The sequence below is a fragment of the Streptomyces virginiae genome (assembly GCF_040638905.1).
Classification (GTDB): domain Bacteria; phylum Actinomycetota; class Actinomycetes; order Streptomycetales; family Streptomycetaceae; genus Streptomyces; species Streptomyces virginiae_B.
In genome coordinates this window covers 170567-186830 of the sequence record NZ_JBEZYV010000011.1, presented here as the reverse complement: position 1 = coordinate 186830, position 16264 = coordinate 170567, and the positions used below count along the sequence as shown (strand labels likewise).

The 16264-nt window shown below is 69.3% G+C and carries 14 protein-coding genes; 8 read left to right on the top strand and 6 right to left on the bottom strand.

What is annotated here, in order from left to right; all coding sequences use genetic code 11:
• Positions 1–47 precede the first annotated feature (47 nt).
• From AB0F82_RS18360 to AB0F82_RS18350, 3 genes are all read left to right on the top strand, one after another.
• Entirely contained in the window at positions 48–275 is a 228-nt protein-coding gene (locus tag AB0F82_RS18360; protein ID WP_356811311.1) for a DUF5326 family protein, read from the top strand.
• A gap of 285 nt (positions 276–560) precedes the next feature.
• On the top strand, positions 561–1298 hold the full coding sequence (locus AB0F82_RS18355) for an IclR family transcriptional regulator (protein WP_436842113.1): 738 nt from the start codon (positions 561–563) through the stop codon (positions 1296–1298).
• 97 nt (positions 1299–1395) lie between these two features.
• Positions 1396–1845 (top strand): SsgA family sporulation/cell division regulator, encoded by a 450-nt coding sequence (locus AB0F82_RS18350; protein WP_362628685.1) that lies wholly within the window; start codon positions 1396–1398, stop codon positions 1843–1845.
• A 76-nt stretch (positions 1846–1921) separates the two neighbouring features.
• Here the strand turns inward: AB0F82_RS18350 and AB0F82_RS18345 are convergent, their stop codons facing one another.
• Positions 1922–3301 carry a YibE/F family protein gene (locus AB0F82_RS18345; RefSeq protein WP_362628682.1) on the bottom strand — a complete coding sequence of 460 codons (1380 nt, stop codon included), beginning with the start codon at positions 3299–3301 and terminating at the stop codon, positions 1922–1924.
• A gap of 211 nt (positions 3302–3512) precedes the next feature.
• On the opposite strand from AB0F82_RS18345, the gene thiC reads away from it, so the two are divergent.
• Together thiC and AB0F82_RS18335 are read left to right on the top strand one after the other, a co-directional pair.
• Positions 3513–5300: a phosphomethylpyrimidine synthase ThiC gene (gene thiC, locus AB0F82_RS18340; protein ID WP_356811315.1), complete on the top strand. Its 1788-nt coding sequence runs from the start codon at positions 3513–3515 to the stop codon at positions 5298–5300.
• Between the two features lie 253 nt (positions 5301–5553).
• Positions 5554–6729 (top strand): hypothetical protein, encoded by a 1176-nt coding sequence (locus AB0F82_RS18335; RefSeq protein WP_362628678.1) that lies wholly within the window; start codon positions 5554–5556, stop codon positions 6727–6729.
• Positions 6730–6812: 83 nt separating this feature from the next.
• On the opposite strand, the gene AB0F82_RS18330 is transcribed toward AB0F82_RS18335, so the two are convergent.
• The gene (locus tag AB0F82_RS18330; RefSeq protein WP_362628675.1) at positions 6813–7901 is read right to left on the bottom strand and encodes a glycosyltransferase; all 1089 of its coding nucleotides are present in this window, start codon (positions 7899–7901) and stop codon (positions 6813–6815) included.
• Positions 7902–8223: 322 nt separating this feature from the next.
• Between AB0F82_RS18330 and AB0F82_RS18325 the strand changes: the two genes are divergently transcribed.
• Positions 8224–8991 (top strand): hypothetical protein, encoded by a 768-nt coding sequence (locus tag AB0F82_RS18325; RefSeq protein WP_362628672.1) that lies wholly within the window; start codon positions 8224–8226, stop codon positions 8989–8991.
• Between the two features lie 22 nt (positions 8992–9013).
• On the opposite strand, the gene AB0F82_RS18320 is transcribed toward AB0F82_RS18325, so the two are convergent.
• The 3 genes from AB0F82_RS18320 to AB0F82_RS18310 form a co-directional block, all read right to left on the bottom strand.
• Complete coding sequence (locus AB0F82_RS18320) at positions 9014–9832, bottom strand: hypothetical protein (RefSeq protein WP_356811319.1); 819 nt, start codon at positions 9830–9832, stop codon at positions 9014–9016.
• 149 nt (positions 9833–9981) lie between these two features.
• Positions 9982–11286, bottom strand: a complete 1305-nt coding sequence (locus AB0F82_RS18315) for a metallophosphoesterase (RefSeq protein WP_436842105.1) — start codon at positions 11284–11286, stop codon at positions 9982–9984.
• Positions 11287–11546: 260 nt separating this feature from the next.
• A complete protein-coding gene (locus tag AB0F82_RS18310; protein WP_362628669.1) occupies positions 11547–12662 on the bottom strand; it encodes a LacI family DNA-binding transcriptional regulator in 1116 nt (371 codons plus the stop codon).
• Between the two features lie 361 nt (positions 12663–13023).
• On the opposite strand from AB0F82_RS18310, the gene hisC reads away from it, so the two are divergent.
• Complete coding sequence (hisC, locus tag AB0F82_RS18305) at positions 13024–14103, top strand: histidinol-phosphate transaminase (protein WP_356811321.1); 1080 nt, start codon at positions 13024–13026, stop codon at positions 14101–14103.
• A gap of 89 nt (positions 14104–14192) precedes the next feature.
• Here the strand turns inward: hisC and AB0F82_RS18300 are convergent, their stop codons facing one another.
• Entirely contained in the window at positions 14193–14561 is a 369-nt protein-coding gene (locus tag AB0F82_RS18300) for a cyclophilin-like fold protein (protein ID WP_362628666.1), read from the bottom strand.
• Between the two features lie 187 nt (positions 14562–14748).
• Here AB0F82_RS18300 and AB0F82_RS18295 point away from each other — a divergent pair, with 187 nt between their 5' ends.
• Positions 14749–16254: a cytochrome ubiquinol oxidase subunit I gene (locus tag AB0F82_RS18295; RefSeq protein WP_362628663.1), complete on the top strand. Its 1506-nt coding sequence runs from the start codon at positions 14749–14751 to the stop codon at positions 16252–16254.
• Positions 16255–16264 lie beyond the last annotated feature (10 nt).

Sequence of the window (16264 nt, the reverse complement as noted above, 5' to 3'; positions counted from 1 at the left end):
CGAGAGCAGGAAGTCACAGACGGGAAGACCAGGAAGAGGTCGAGGACATGAACGGCATCCGAGAGATATTCGCAGGCATGCCCTGGTGGGTTAAGTGGGTCGCCGTCCCGCTGCTGGCCCTGTTCGTCTTCGGCGGTGTCATCACCAGCATCCTGGGCGCACTGATCTCGTTCGCCTTCAAGCTGCTCCTCTTCGTCGGCCTCGTCGGCGGTCTGATCTTCGTCGTGAAGAAGGTCGGCGGCGGCACTTCGAAGTCCTCGTCCGGCGAGTGGTAGTGACGGGCGGGGGCGGCTGCGGGATTAACCCAGCTGAGGGAACGGGACGCCGTGAACCGCTCGCGGCCCCGGAACCGGTCGATAGAGTCGCGATCTGTGCCGTTCCCTGGGCACCGAGAGCCGACACCGCCCCCTGACCTGTGGTGGTGCCGACGACCCGCCGAGCGCGACCCCAGGATCCGGCATGCGCGGGGGTGGCCCCCGCCGAGCGGGTCACCCCTGAAGGCCCGCCGCCACGCCTGGGGGTGAGCTGTGTCTCCGGTCCACAATGCAGGGGTGCCGACACTGATCGGTTCGGTGCAGAGGGCGCTGAGACTGCTGGAAGCCGCGGGATCCCACAGCGGGGGAGCCCCGGCGAAGCAGCTGGCGCGTGAGGCCGGGCTCCCGCTTCCCACCGCTTACCACCTGCTGCGCACCCTGACGCACGAGGGCTATCTGCGCAGAGAGTGCGGAGTCTTCGTACTCGGCGACGCGGCCGGCAGGCTGGCCCGCGCGGGACTCCAGCAGAAACGTCGCAGCATGATCCTCGACTCGCTCGCCCACTTCCGCGACGTGGTCGGGGCTCCCGTCTACTTCGCGGTCTACCGCGAGGGTGAAATCGAAGTCGTGGGCGTCTCGGACACCCCCGGCAGCCCGGCGTGCGAGGAGTGGGCCGACTTCCGTGAGACGGGATACGCGCACGCCATCGGGCAGTGCCTGCTCGGCCAGCTCGACGAGGGCGCGCGCAAGGACTATTACGACCGTCATCCGGTAGAGGCCATCACCCCTTATACCGTGCGCGATCTGCACTCCTTGGAGAAGCGGATCGAAGCCCTCGGGCGAATGCAGCCTGTAATCGAGCGCCAGGAATATGCCCTCGGCACTGTCTGTGCCGCCATCCCCATCACTGCCGGGGATGCGGCCGCAACTATGGCCATTTCTCTGCCCCTGCACCAGGAGGATCGATTGCTGTATGTAGTCGATCGACTACGGAGTGAAGTAGGCGCGCTGTTGAGCACCCTCTCCTTCTCTATCAGTATCTGAAAACTCACTCCTTGTGATCTGCTAGCGCTTCCACCACTCTTGTCAAGAGGGCCTTGGGGGATCATTCCTGGCCACTTCCACTACAGCGGGGTAGTCAATGCGCGAGTCGGTACAGGCAGAGGTCATGATGAGCTTCCTCGTTTCCGAGGAGCTCTCGTTCCGGATCCCGGTGGAACTCCGGTACGACGCCCGTGATCCCTACGCAGTCCGCCTGACCTTTCACCTTCCCGGAGACGCGCCCGTGACCTGGGCGTTCGGCCGGGAGCTCCTCCTCGACGGCATCAACAAGCCGTGCGGTGACGGCGATGTGCACATCGCCCCCACCGGCCCCGAGGAGTTGTCCGACGTTCACATCCGGCTCCAGGTCGGCGGTGACCGGGCCCTGTTCCGTGCCGGCGCGGCGCCGCTCGTCGCGTTCCTCGACCGCACCGACCGGCTCGTTCCGCTCGGACAGGAGCGGAACACGGGCGACTTCGAGGAACACCTGGACGAGGCCCTCGTCAGAATCCTGGCCGAGGCGAAGCAGAACGAGCAGAACGCCGGCTGAACCGCGGTTCGGACTCGATCGCCGCTCACGCAGAACCGCCGTTCAGGCCGAACCACCGCTCACGCTGAACCGCCGTTCAGCGCTTGCGCCGCCGGCCCCGGCCGCCGCGTACCGGTCCCGAGCCCGGTGCGACGGCCGGGGATTCCGGCCGGTCGGCCGAAACCACCAGTGCGGCCAGTGCCGTCGTCACGGGTACCGAGGCCACCAGCCCGATCGAGCCCACGAGGGTCCGGACGATCTCCACCGCGACCAGCTCGCTGTTCGCCACCGACCCCATGCTGCTGTTGGCGATCGAGAACAGCAGGAGCAGCGGGAGCGCGGCGCCCGCGTAGGCCAGGACCAGGGTGTTGACCACCGACGCGATGTGGTCGCGGCCGATCCTGATGGCGGCCCGGTACAGCGACCGCGGCCCCATCGACGGGTCGGCCTGGTGGAGTTCCCAGACCGCCGAGGTCTGGGTGACCGTCACGTCGTCGAGCACACCCAGCGATCCGATGATGATGCCGGCGAGCAGCAGGCCGCTCATGTCGATGTCCGGGTAGAGCCCGTGGATCAGCCCGGTGTTGTCGTCGGTGTTGCCGCTGAGGAACGCCCAGTCGATGAACACCGAGCCCAACAGGCCGATCAGCAGCAGCGACACGAGCGTGCCGAGGACGGCCACCGACGTACGGGCGGTCAGGCCGTGGCACATGTAGAGCGCGATCAGCATGATCGCGCTCGCGCCCACCACCGCGACCACCAGAGGGTTCGACCCCTGGAGGATGGCGGGGAGGATGAAGAACGTCAGCACGCCGAAGCTGACGATCAGCGCGATCAGCGCGAACAGCCCGCGCATCCGCCCGACGAGCACGACCGACAGCGCGAAGATGCCGGCCAGCACCGCAAGCGGCAGCTTGCGGTTCACGTCGATCACCGAGTACTGCAGGTCGCGGGGCGCGTCCGGGGCGTACGCCACCACCACCTCCTGGCCGTCCGCCAACTGTCGTGGAGCGCCCGGCTGGACGATCTCCACGAAGGTGCGTCCCTTGTCCGGGCCGCTCCCGATCTCGACGGTGGCCTTCTTGCAATCGCCGGTCTGCGCGCCCCGGGCCCCGCCGCCCGACGGGGTGGAGGCCCCGCCGGCCGCCGGAACCTGCGCGGCGTTCACGGATTTGCAGTCGACGAGCTCCAGTGACACGACCTTGGCCTGCTGGGTCTGCCGGTCGAAGCCCACCCCGGTCCGCTCGTGGTCCGGCGTGCCGCCCGGCCAGAGGACCGCCATGCCGACGAAGACGGCGACGGCGAAGGGGATCAGTACCGCCGCGATGACCTTGCGCAGGTGCTTCGAGACGGGGGCCGCTGGTCCGTGACTGTGGCTGTGGGAGTGGCCGGAGGAGGGCCCGTGTCCGGCGTGCGTGTGGCCGGAGTGGCCATGGGGCTCAGTGGGCTCGGTGGGGGGCTGCGGCGAGGACGTCACCAGCAGATCATCGCAAGAGATGAGGGGGCCCACTGTTCAGCACGCCATGGATGACGCTAGCGTGGGGGCTACTTTGCACAACGCGGGAGCTCGGAGCACCGGGCTGAGAGGACGCTGATCACCGTACGCGCATCACAGATGCGTACGGGAGGAGGCTGCGTCGACCGCCGAACCTGTTACCGGGTAATGCCGGCGTAGGGAGATAGGTCTCATGACCATTCAGGACGCACGCACGCCTGCCGTCAGCCAGGACGCCGACGGCTCGACCGAGCGCAAGCCGGGCTGGCACAAGGGCTACGTGGCGGGCTCCCGCCCCGACATCCGGGTGCCGGTCCGCCAGGTCCACCTCACCAACGGCAAGGACGTGACGCTGTACGACACGTCCGGTCCGTACACCGACCCGCAGGTCGAGACCGATGTGCGACGGGGCCTCGCGCCGCTGCGCGAGAACTGGATCATCGGCCGCGGTGACACCGAGGAGTACGCCGGCCGCCCGGTCCGGCCCGAGGACGACGGCATCAAGCACACCTCGCCGCGCGGTGGCCTCAAGAACCTCGACGCGGTCTTCCCGGGCCGCCCCCGCCAGCCCCGCCGGGGCCGTGACGGAGCCGCCGTCACACAGCTCGCGTACGCCCGCCGGGGCGAGATCACCCCGGAGATGGAGTACGTCGCGATCCGCGAGAACGTCTCCCCCGAGGTCGTCCGCGAGGAGATCGCCGCAGGTCGCGCGGTGCTCCCGGCGAACGTGAACCACCCCGAGATCGAGCCGATGATCATCGGCAAGAAGTTCCTGGTGAAGGTCAACGCCAACATCGGCAACTCCGCCGTCACCTCCTCCATCGAGGAGGAGGTGGAGAAGATGACCTGGGCGACGCGCTGGGGCGCGGACACGGTCATGGACCTCTCGACGGGCCGCAACATCCACACCACCCGCGAGTGGGTGCTGCGCAACTCGCCCGTGCCGATCGGCACCGTGCCGCTCTACCAGGCGCTGGAGAAGGTCGACGGCCGCGCCGAGGACCTGACCTGGGAGATCTACAAGGACACGGTCATCGAGCAGGCCGAGCAGGGCGTCGACTACATGACGGTCCACGCCGGTGTGCTGCTGCCGTACGTGCCGCTGACCGCCCGCCGCAAGACCGGCATCGTCTCGCGCGGCGGCTCGATCATGGCCGCTTGGTGCCTCGCGCACCACAAGGAGAACTTCCTCTACACGAACTTCGAGGAGCTCTGCGAGATCCTGGCGACGTACGACGTCACGTACTCGCTGGGTGACGGTCTGCGGCCCGGTTCCATCGCGGACGCCAACGACGCGGCCCAGTTCGCCGAGCTGAAGACGCTGGGCGAGCTCAACACCATCGCCAAGCGCCACAACGTCCAGACGATGATCGAGGGCCCGGGCCACGTCCCGATGCACAAGATCAAGGAGAACATCGACCTCCAGCAGGAGATCTGCGAGGAGGCGCCGTTCTACACGCTCGGCCCGCTGACCACGGACGTCGCGCCCGCGTACGACCACATCACCTCGGGCATCGGCGCGGCGATGATCGCCTGGTGGGGCACGGCGATGCTCTGCTACGTCACGCCCAAGGAGCACCTGGGGCTGCCCAACCGGGACGACGTCAAGACCGGCGTCATCACGTACAAGATCTCGGCGCACGCGGCGGACCTGGCCAAGGGACACCCCGGCGCTCAGGAGTGGGACGACGCACTGTCCGACGCGCGGTTCGAGTTCCGCTGGGAGGACCAGTTCAACCTGGCCCTCGACCCGGACACGGCGCGTGAGTTCCACGACGAGACCCTTCCCGCCGAGCCGGCCAAGACCGCGCACTTCTGCTCCATGTGCGGTCCGAAGTTCTGCTCGATGAAGATCTCGCAGGACATCCGCCGTGAACACGGTGGCGACCTGAAGGCGGACGAGATCCAGGCCGGCATGGCGGAGAAGTCCGCCGAGTTCGCTGCTTCGGGCAACCGCGTCTACCTGCCGCTGGCCGACTGACGCCGACCGGCAGGGCAGGACCCGGCTGACGGGCGGACCCGCGACCCATGGGGGGAGTCGCGGGCCCGCCCGTTTTTCGTGCCGTCGGGAGATGGGGCCGTTCCGTGTGGTCACGGCGCCCATTGGTGGCGGATCGATAGTCCGATAAGTGGACTTGCCTGCGAGGTGTCCCGCTGTTGAAGGCTGCGATCACCACGCTACCGATGTGGCCGGAGAGGCCACCACCGTTCGATCGGTTTCGAGAAGGAGTGGTATGCGTCCCGAGAACAGGACCAGGTCGACCCTTGGCCCGCTGCCGAGGAGCAGCTGGCGCAAGGGCGGCACGCTCGCATCGCTCGCCCTGGTGATGCTGGGCGTGGCCAGCCCCGCCGTCGCCGTGGCTCAGAGCGTTCAGGCAGCCGAGCAGGTCAGCGCGGCCAGCCCCCACTGCCCGCCCGATGGGCATCAGCACCGTCCGGACGACCGTTCCGACCAGGGTCCGGACTTCAACCCGGACCACGGCCCGGACGACGGCCCGTGGGCGGCGGACCTCATGGCCGGCCCCGACGGCGACGACAGGTGCGAGCCGGGGAGGCCCGGCCCGACAGGACCGACGGGCGCGACAGGCGCCACCGGCGCGACAGGCGCGACAGGCGCCACCGGCGCGACGGGTGCGGACGGCACCGATGGCGTGGACGGTGCCACGGGTGCCACAGGTGCCACGGGTGCTGACGGTGCTACGGGTGCCACAGGTGCCACAGGTGCCACGGGTGCTGACGGTGCTACGGGTGCCACCGGCGCCACAGGAGCGACGGGTGCGGACGGTGCGACCGGTGCCACCGGCGCGACGGGTGCGACCGGCGCTGACGGTGCTACGGGTGCGACCGGCGCGACCGGCGCGACCGGTGCTACGGGTGCGACCGGTGCGACCGGTGCCACCGGCGCCACGGGCAGCACCGGTGCCTCCGGGGTGAACGGCGAGGACGGTGCGACCGGTGCGACCGGTGCGACCGGGACGGACGGTGTGACCGGTGCTACGGGTGCGACCGGTGCCACGGGTGCCACCGGTCCCTGCAGCGACATCGACAGCTTCGCGCCTTCGAGCACCGAGTCGTTCAGTGCCGCCCTCACGAACGGCATCGCCTACGCCGGTCGCGCGACCACGACCGGAGGTGTGCCGGTCTGGCAGAACCTCACGGACGAGGACAACCCGGGATTCCCGTTCGGCCGGGCCTGCGGAATCTCGATCATCGACCAGGGCAACAATGCCTACATCCAGGTCCTGACCACGGACAACCGGGTCTACCAGACACACGGTGACACCAACCTGGACAACTTCGTATGGGACGAGGGGTGGTTCGAACTGACCCCCGGCCCGACCGGAGTCCTCCGCGGCAAGTCCTTCAAGGGGGACACGCTGCGTGGAGCTCCCTTGAACCGCCTGAGCTAGGAAGGCTCGCGCAGAGGGGCCGGACGCATCCCGGATCGTCGTGGATGCGTCCGGCCCCTCGGCCGTTCGACGGCGGCGGGGCCTCAGGCCACCACTTGGTACTCCGGCCCCAGCTTGGACAGCGCAAAGGTGCGGTTCTCACCGACCCGTTCGCGCTGGCTCTCCGGAAGCCCGCCCTCCCGAAGGAGGCGGTCGCAGCACTCCAGCGACTCCTCGTACGCGCCGACCCAGTAGGCGGCCACCGCGAGCTCGTCGAGCGCGCGCCACTCGTACCAGTCGAACTCGACGAACAGGATGTCGTCGGGGCGCGGGATCCGCGCCGCCTGGCGGGCGAACAGGTACGCCAGCTGGAAGCGGCCTTCGAGCCGGCACAGGCGCGCCAGATCGCCCAGCGCCTCCGCCCGCCCGGGGCGGTTCTCGTGGGCGCGGAGGTAGCGGTCCATCACCTCGGCCGGCGGGCGCTTGAGTCCCGCCGCGAGTCGCGCCGCGTAGAGCTGGGCGCAGAAGGCCTCCTCGGCGAAGCCGCCCATGGTGGCCCGGTGGTCGTAGGCGGCCAGGGACTTCTCCGGCTCGCCCGCGTCGCGCCAGCTCTGGGCGAGGTAAAAGGCGTAGCGCGCATTGCCGGGTTCGTCGCGCAGGCCTTTTTCGAGGATCGCGGCATCCCGGAGGTACTTCTCCCGGTTGCCCCCTTCGCCCTGGCGGGCTCCGCCGCCGACGATGCGGATGTGGAAGCCTTCGACGACCCCCCGGGTGAACGGCGCGTCGCAATCGAGGTACTCGTGCAGAACGCCGACGTATTTCCAGGGCAATCGGGTGGAGACGAGCGCGGGCCGCCAGTGGATGACGGGCCGGTGGTGCACCGCGACGCCGTACGAATCGAAAGTGAGGTCCGGCATCCGGAATCCGGGGTCCACCTCGATCACGTCGTCCGCGTCGAGGAACAGCAGGTAGTCGGCGCTGGAGCGGGCCAGGTCGATCGCCTCGCTGCGGCTGCCGTCGAATCCCTTCCAGGGGCGTTCGTGCAGGACACCGGGGAGATCGTCGAAGAATTCCCGGATGATCTCCTGGGTGCCGTCCGTCGACCCGGTGTCCACGATCACCCAGGTGTCGATCAGAGGACGTACGGATTCGAGACAGCGCCTGATCACCGCGGCCTCGTTCTTCACGATCATGTTCAGACAGATTTTTGCTTTCAAGGATCCCGTCCACGGTGGTGGTGAAGACGATCGTGAGGCGACCGTAGGGATCCGGCCAATGGGGTGCAAGGAAGCCACGGTGAGAGCCGCCATTGGGGCCCTGTTGCTGGGCCGATGAGATGACTGCCGAGCGAGGCGTCCGGTGTTTCCAACCCGATTTCCCGACTATTGCCGAGGCGGCCCGCCCGGGCCGATCGCACATCGTTCGATCCGGTTTCGAGAAGGAGCGGCGTACATGAGCCCCGTGAACAGGACCAGGTCACCCCTTGGCCCGGTAACCCGCCGGCGGAGTGCTGTGGTGAAGGGAGGTGCGCTGGCCTCCCTCGCCCTGGTGGTGGTGGGAATCGCCAGCCCGGCGTTCGCCACCGCGCAGAGCATCCAGGCGACCGGGACGGTCCGGTCGGCGAGCCCGACCGGTGGCGACTGCGAGTCGAAGGAGGATTCGAGCTGGAACCCGCGAGCTGTGGGCGCCCAGGCGGGCCCCCGCGGCGGAGACGAGTGTAAGGGCCAGCGGGGTCCGACGGGCCCCACGGGTCCGCGTGGCCCGCAGGGCGAGCCGGGTGAGGACGGCCAGGACGGCCAGGACGGCGCGACGGGTGCGACGGGCGCCACGGGTGCGACCGGTGCCACGGGTGCCACCGGCGCGGGCGCCTGCGTGGACGTCGACGCCGTCCGGGACAACAACGACCGTGAGTTCAAGGCGGCACTCACCCCTGACGGCATCACCTACGCCGGCGTTCGCGAGATCCAGAACACCACGGTGGGCCCCTGGACCTGGTACGACCTCACCACCAACGAGGATGGCGACTATCCGGCCGGCGCCTGTGGGGTTTCCATCGACCACCAGGCCAACCGGCTCGCCATCGAAGTGATCACCACGGGCGGCGAGATCTGGGAGACGTTCTGCGACGTGAACCCGGGCACTCCCGACACGCTCACCTGTAACGGGGTGTGGAACGAAACGGTACCCCAGCCCAACCCGGGCGACCCGCCGGCGCCGCTGCGTACCCACACCCAGCCGATCCGCCCCATGGACCCCAACCACCTGCCCAAGACGCTGAAGTAGGTCCCGTCGCCGGCCGGAGCCCCTACTCCGGCCGGTGGTCCGGGCCGCCGAAGTCCGGGCTGGTGAAGTCCGGTGGTGTGTAGCCGGGAGGGGAGCCCTGCGCAGGGGCTCCCGGACTGGTGAAGTCGGGCCGGGTGTACCCCAGACTGGGGATGCGCCCGGCCCCTGGCGTGCGGGGGGTCGGAAAGCCCGGGCCCGCACTCGGATCGGCCAGCGCGTCCCGCAGGAACGGGATGATGCCGCGCTCCAGCAGGGCGTGGCGCCAGGCCTCGCGGGCCCGCGCCACCTCGTCGGGTACCGCCTCGGTCTCGTCCGCCACCACCTCGGTCGCGCTGTTGCGGACGGCCGTGACCAGCAGCCCGATCACGGCGAAGAGCAGGGCGGCCGCGGTGAGCGCCCCGAACAGCCAACCCGTCGTCAGCATGGTCTGCGCGAAGGCGGGTTCGGGCTCGATCATCTTCAGGATGTACCCGACAAGCAGGAAGATCAGCATGGCGGTGCCGGCCAGGACCGGTGCGAGGACCGCGACCACGGCGCTGACGCCCGCGCCGCCGCCGCTGCCCCGGTCGCCGTCCTCGTCCCCCGTCGCAGCGGGAGCGGAGAGGACCTCGTCGCGTCGTTCCTCGCGGACCTTCACGTAGTGGACGTACTCGGCGGCGGCCGCGGCCGCCAGCAGGGCGCTGGCGCCCTGGGCCATCGTGCGCAGCTGTTCGGCGTTCAGCCGTTCGCCCAGAGTGGCGAGTTCGGGCCGTTCGCTCGCGGCGCGCAGTGCCTCGTCGATGAGCCGCTCGAACTCCGGTCGGTCTTCGGTCAGCAGGTGCGGAGCGCTGGTCATGTGCATCCCCCGATGCTCCGTAGAAGCCGGTTTGCCGCGCGTAGACCCGGGTGCCGGCTGAAACGGAGGAGAGCCTGCTACGGATAGAGCGATGGTAGAGCGCCCACACCATGCCGTGACAGGGGCTTTCTGGAAATACCCCTCTGCGTGAGCTCTCAGTCGCTCAGTGGAAGTCGAACGACGAGCAGTTTGCCCGCCATCGTCACGCCGCCGTCCATCGCGATGGCGAGACCGTCCGCGTAGACGTGCGGGCCGTCCACGGCCTCCGGTCCGCGCGAGTCGTCCCCGTCCTCGGTGCCCACTTCGCCGAGCAGGTACGGGATGGGGCTGTGGCCGTGCACGACGCGGCTGCCGCCGTAGGTGTCGAGGAGTTCGCGGACGGCCTGGGGGCCGGTCTCCTCGTCGCGGAAGGCGAACCGCTTGGTGAACTTGCGGAAGAGGTCCCAGGTGATGTCGACGTCGCCCCGGTTGAGGAGCTCGTGGATGGTGTCGTTGACGTCCTCGATGGAGTCGCCGTAGTCGAGGTAGGCCGTCGTGTCGGAGTGCAGCAGCAGGTGGCCCTCCTCCAGGACGGCCGCGTCCAGCCGCGACATCCACTGGAGGTGCACGTCCTGCAGGCGCTCCATGTCGGTGCGCTGTCCGCCGTTGAGCAGCCAGGCGGCCTGGAAGGTGGCGGTGCCGGCACCGGAGACGACGGGGGTGTCGCCGAACCGCTTTGCGCCGATGAGCAGCAGTTCGTGGTTACCCATCAGGGCCTTGCAGTAGCCGCCGGCGGCTGCCGCCTCGGCGGACAGCCGCATGACGAGGTCGATGACGCCGATGCCGTCGGGGCCGCGGTCGGTGAAGTCGCCGAGGAACCAGAGCCGGGCGTTGCCCGCGGACCAGCGGCCCTCCGAGTCGATCAGACCCTGGGCGTGCAGTTCGGTGACGAGCTCGTCGAGGTAGCCGTGGACGTCGCCGACGACGTACAGCGGGCCGGGCCCGGCGACGTCCTGCGGGACGTACTGGACCTGGACGGTGTCGCCGGGACCGCCGAGCGCGCCGGAGCCGATGACGGGGAGGTCCCGGTAGGTCGGGGTGTAGCCGTCGGGTTCGTCCTCGTCGGGGCCCTGGCTCATCCGGCTCATCGCGTGCACCGGCTCGGCGTCGGCGTCGGTGTCGGCGTGCGTCTGGGGGTGCGGGTGGCCCTGGGAAGGCGCCTGCAGGTGCTCTTCCCGGCGCGGGTCGTGCCGGGGGGCCTGACGCGGATCCTGGCGCGGATCGTGGTGCGGGACCGGCGGCGCGGGCGGCTGCGGCGCGTAGCCGGGCTGCCGCGGCACGGCGGCCGGTGCGCCGTCCTCGTAGTACGCGGGGTACTCGCCGTACACGGGGGCCTCGTCGGGCATACCGGTGGATACGGCGTACGGCGCGGCGGGTTCGGTGACTGGCACCCGGAAGTCCCGCAGCGTTTCCGTCCGCATCGCGGGTCCCTGACCGGCCCCCTGAGTCATCGACCCCTCCACCACCGTCGCGCTGCCGTACACCTGCGGACCCTCCTGACCTCCGGGGAGGAGGGTCCGTGATGTCGTGCGCCCATCATAGGAATGTGGCTCGCGCTCTGTGACGCACCAGGGGTGGTGAATCCTATGCGGAGCGTATCGTTCCTACCGTTTTTGCCCGATATTGGCGTTGCTGAAATCCTGGACCGACCGCCGATCAGGCCGACCGGACGGTCTGGCGGTCAGTCCTGGGCCGGAGATCGGGGCGAGCTGACGGTCGTGCGGGGCTGCCTGCGCTGCGACGAGGTACGGACGATCAGCTCGGTCGGGACGACCTGTTCGACCGGGCGTCCCGTGTCCACGCCCTCGATCGCGTCGATGAGCAGCTGCACGACGGCGGTGCCGATGCGGCGTGGTTTGAGGGACAGGGTGGTGATGGGCGGCTCGGTGGTGGCGTAGACGGTGGACTCGCTGCAGCAGACGAGCAGCAGGTCCTCGGGGACGCGCAGGCCGTAACGGCGGGCGGCGGCGAGCAGGTCGGTACCGTTGGGGTCGAAGAGCCCGTAGACGGCGTCGGGGCGGTCGGGGCGGGCGAGGAGCCGGTCGGCGGCCACGGCGCCCGCGCACGGGTCGTGGGCGGGGTAGGACTCGTAGACGGGGTCCTGGCCGACGCGTTCGCACCAGTTGAGGTACGCGGTCGTGGACAGGCGGGTGTAGGTGTCGGTGGTGGTGCCGGTCAGCAGCCCGATCCGGCGGGCGCCGGCGGCGGCGAGGTGGTCGAGGAGGCCGAGCACGGCGGCCTCGTGGTCGTTGTCGACCCAGGCGGTGACGGGGAGGGAGCCGGCGGGCCGGCCGTCGGAGACCACGGGCAGGCCCTGGCGGACCAGCTCGGTGACGACGGGATCGTGGTCGGAGGGGTCGATCACGACGGTGCCGTCGAGGGCGACGTTGGACCACACGTCGTGGCGTGAGGTGGCGGGGAGGATGACGAGGGCGTAGCCGCGGGCGAGCGCGGCGGAGGTGGCGGCCCTGGCCATCTCGGCGAAGTAGGCGAATTCGGTGAAGGTGAAAGGTTCATCCCCGTACGTGGTCACGGTCAGGCCGATGAGGCCGGACTTGCCGGTACGGAGCGTGCGGGCGGCGGCCGACGGGCGGTAGCCGAGCCGGTCGGCGACCTCGCGAACGTGGCGGCGGGTGGCGTCGGGCAGCCGTCCCTTGCCATTGAGCGCGTCGGAGACGGTCGTGATGGAGACGCCCGCCGCGGCGGCCACGTCCCTGATGCCGGCCCGGCCCTGTCGGCCGGCGGCCCGCCGGGTGGTCTCGGTCCGGCTCACCTGATGCTTCCCTGCTGCTGTCATGGCGAGCCGATAGTAGGGCTCGGCGGGGTGGGCGGTCCGAGTGCATATGCACGCGTTGACAGGCACGTTTCTGCATGGTTCGCCACCCTCAATGACCTTGGAAATAAAGGCTTTTAAGCGCGCAGGCTGAGGGTGGCGCTTGTCGACGGGACCGGGCATGCCAAAACGGCGCGGTCTCGGGTCGGTCGCAACTCACCTGCACGAGGGATGCGCGCCACGGCGCAGGCCACCGGCGCACGCATATATGCGTGCGCTCCCCCGCATTCCAGGCGCCCCCATTCTCGGAAGGGCGGAATCCTCATAAGGTGAGCAGTATTGAGTCGACGGCGACGTCGTACGGGACGGTCGAGGAGGACCTGCGGTGAGCGAGAACAGCCCGAAGCTGCGCGCCGAGCTGGACGGCATTCCGACATACAAGCCTGGCAAACCGGCTGCCGCGGGCGGGCCCGTCGCGTACAAGCTGTCCTCCAACGAAAACCCGTACCCGCCGCTGCCGGGGGTGCTGGAGAGCGCCGTCACGGCGGCGGGGACCTTCAACCGCTACCCCGACATGGCCTGCACCGGCCTGGTGAACGAGATCGCCGAGCGGTTCGGCGTGCCGGTCGAGCACGTGGCCACGGGCACCGGCTCGGTGGGCGTGGCCCAGTCGCTGATCCAGTCCACGGCCGGGCCGGGCGACGAGGTCATGTACGCCTGGCGCTCCTTCGAGGCGTACCCGATCATCACGCAGATCTCGGGCGCGACCTCGGTGCAGGTCCCGCTGACCGAGGGGGACGTGCACGACCTGGACGCCATGGCCGAGGCGATCACCGAGCGGACCCGGCTGATCTTCGTCTGCAACCCGAACAACCCGACCGGCACCGCCGTGCGCCGGGCCGAGCTGGAGCGCTTCCTGGACCGGGTGCCCTCGGACGTCCTGGTGGTCCTGGACGAGGCGTACCGCGAGTTCGTACGCGACACGGACATCCCGGACGGCATAGAGCTGTACCGCGACCGCCCCAACGTCGCCGTGCTGCGTACGTTCTCCAAGGCGTACGGGCTCGCCGGCCTGCGGGTCGGCTTCGCGGTCGCGCACGAGCGGGTGGCGGCGGCGCTGCGCAAGACGGCGGTGCCCTTCGGTGTCAGCCAGCTCGCGCAGGACGCGGCGGTGGCCTCGCTGCGGGCCGAGGACGAGCTGATGGGCCGGGTCGGGGCGCTGGTGGGCGAGCGCGCGCGGGTCCACGAGACGCTGCTGGCGCAGGGCTGGACCGTGCCGGACACGCAGGCGAACTTCGTGTGGCTGCGCCTCGGCGAGCGGACCGTGGAGTTCGCGGCCGCCTGCGAGAAGGCCGGTGTGGTGGTCCGGCCCTTCGCGGGCGAGGGCCTTCGGGTCACGATCGGTGAGCCCGAGGCGAACGACCTCTTCCTGCACACGGCGGAGGCGTTCTTCAAGGAGCTCTAGGGTCCGCGGGCGCGGAGGGCAGCTCTACGGCCGCGGGCGCGGACGGCAGCTCTGGGGTCCGCGGGCGCGGACGGCCGGGCCGGGGAGGCTCAGGCCAGTTCCACGCGGACGGGATCGCCGTCGCGAACGGTGGAAAGCAGGCGGGGGTCGCCGTCGAACGAGCCGAGCACGTTGCACGGGCTCGCCAGGCGGCTCTCGCCTCCGCGCGAGATGGGCGTCGGGCCGTAGGGCAGCGCGAGTGCGTCGCCCTCGGTCCAGAACGCGACGGTGCCGGGCTCGACGACCTGGCGGGCGTCGTCCTCCAGGGCAACGGAGACGCCGGTGTCGAAGTAGACCTCCTCGCCCCAGGTATGGGCGGAGGCGGAGATCGGAAGGGCCTCGGCCAGCGCCTTGCTGGTCGGGGTCTCGTCCAGGGTTGCGGTGAGCTGGCCCGAAGGCCAGGAGATTCGAATCTGCATGAGCCGCATTCAACAATCTGTTGAATGGATTGGCTAGAGGGGTACCCCGCGTGAAGGTCGCAAAAAGCTGTGCGCCATAATGCTTGTGAATGTGAACGCGTTCACAAGCGCGTCTGCTTCCTCCTGGCTTGAGTGCGTTTGGGAGGCGGACTTCCTTGTGATCGCGGCGACACGAAGGAGACGAGACGTGGACCTGGCTCTGGCGCCAGAAACCCTGGCGCGATGGCAGTTCGGCATCACCACCGTCTATCACTTCCTCTTCGTGCCCCTCACGATCTCGCTCGCCGCGCTCACGGCCGGCCTGCAGACCGCTTGGGTGCGCACAGAGAAGGAGAAGTACCTCAGGGCCACCAAGTTCTGGGGCAAGCTTTTCTTGATCAATATCGCGATGGGTGTCGTCACCGGCATCGTCCAGGAGTTCCAGTTCGGCATGAACTGGTCCGACTACTCGCGGTTCGTGGGTGACATCTTCGGCGCCCCCCTCGCCTTCGAAGCGCTGATCGCCTTCTTCTTCGAGTCCACCTTCATCGGGCTGTGGATCTTCGGCTGGGACAAGCTGCCCAAGAAGATCCACCTGGCCTGCATATGGATGGTGTCCATGGGCACCGTCCTGTCCGCCTACTTCATCCTGGCGGCCAACTCCTGGATGCAGCACCCGGTCGGGTACCGGATCAACGAGGAGCGCGGCCGGGCGGAGCTCACCGACTTCTGGCTGGTGCTCACCCAGAACACCGCGCTCACCCAGTTCTTCCACACCATCACGGCCGCCTTCCTCGTCGGCGGTGCGTTCATGGCCGGCGTTTCCGCCTACCACCTGGCGCGCAAGAAGCACGTCCCCGTGATGCGCAGCTCGCTGCGCCTGGGCCTCGTCGTCCTGATCATCGCCGGCATGGGCACGGCGATCAGCGGTGACCTCCTCGGCAAGGTCATGTTCAAGCAGCAGCCCATGAAGATGGCCGCCGCCGAGGCCCTCTGGGACGGCGAGGCGCCCGCGCCCTTCTCCGTCTTCGCCTACGGAGACGTCGAGAAGGGCCACAACAAGGTGGCCATCGAGATCCCTGGCCTGCTGTCCTTCCTCGCCAACGACGACTTCACCTCCTTCGTCCCGGGCATCAACGACGTCAACAAGGCCGAGCAGGAGAGGTTCGGGCCGGGCGACTACCGGCCCAACATCCCGGTCGCCTACTGGGGCTTCCGCTGGATGATCGGCTTCGGCATGGCCTCGCTCGGTGTGGGCATGTTGGGGCTCTGGCTCACCCGCAGGAAGTTCCTGCTCCCGCCGGGGCTGCGCACAGGGGAGGACGAGGTCCCGAACCTGGTGCTCTTCAAGAAGGCGCTGAGCCCCAAGTTCGGCAACCTCTATTGGATCGTCGCCCTCTGGACCATGGGCTTCCCGCTCATCGCCAACTCCTGGGGCTGGATCTTCACCGAGATGGGCCGCCAGCCGTGGGTGGTCTACGGAGTCCTGCGCACCCGGGACGCGGTCTCGCCGCAGGTCTCCCAGGGTGAGGTGCTCACCTCGATGATCGGCTTCACCCTGCTCTACGCCGTGCTGGCCGTGATCGAGGTCAGGCTCCTGGTCAAGTACGTCAAGCTCGGCCCGCCGGAGCTCACCGAGGCCGACCTCAACCCGCCCACCAAGATCGGCGGGGACGACAAGAACCCCGACCGGCCGATGGCCTTCTCGTACTGAGGCTGAGGAG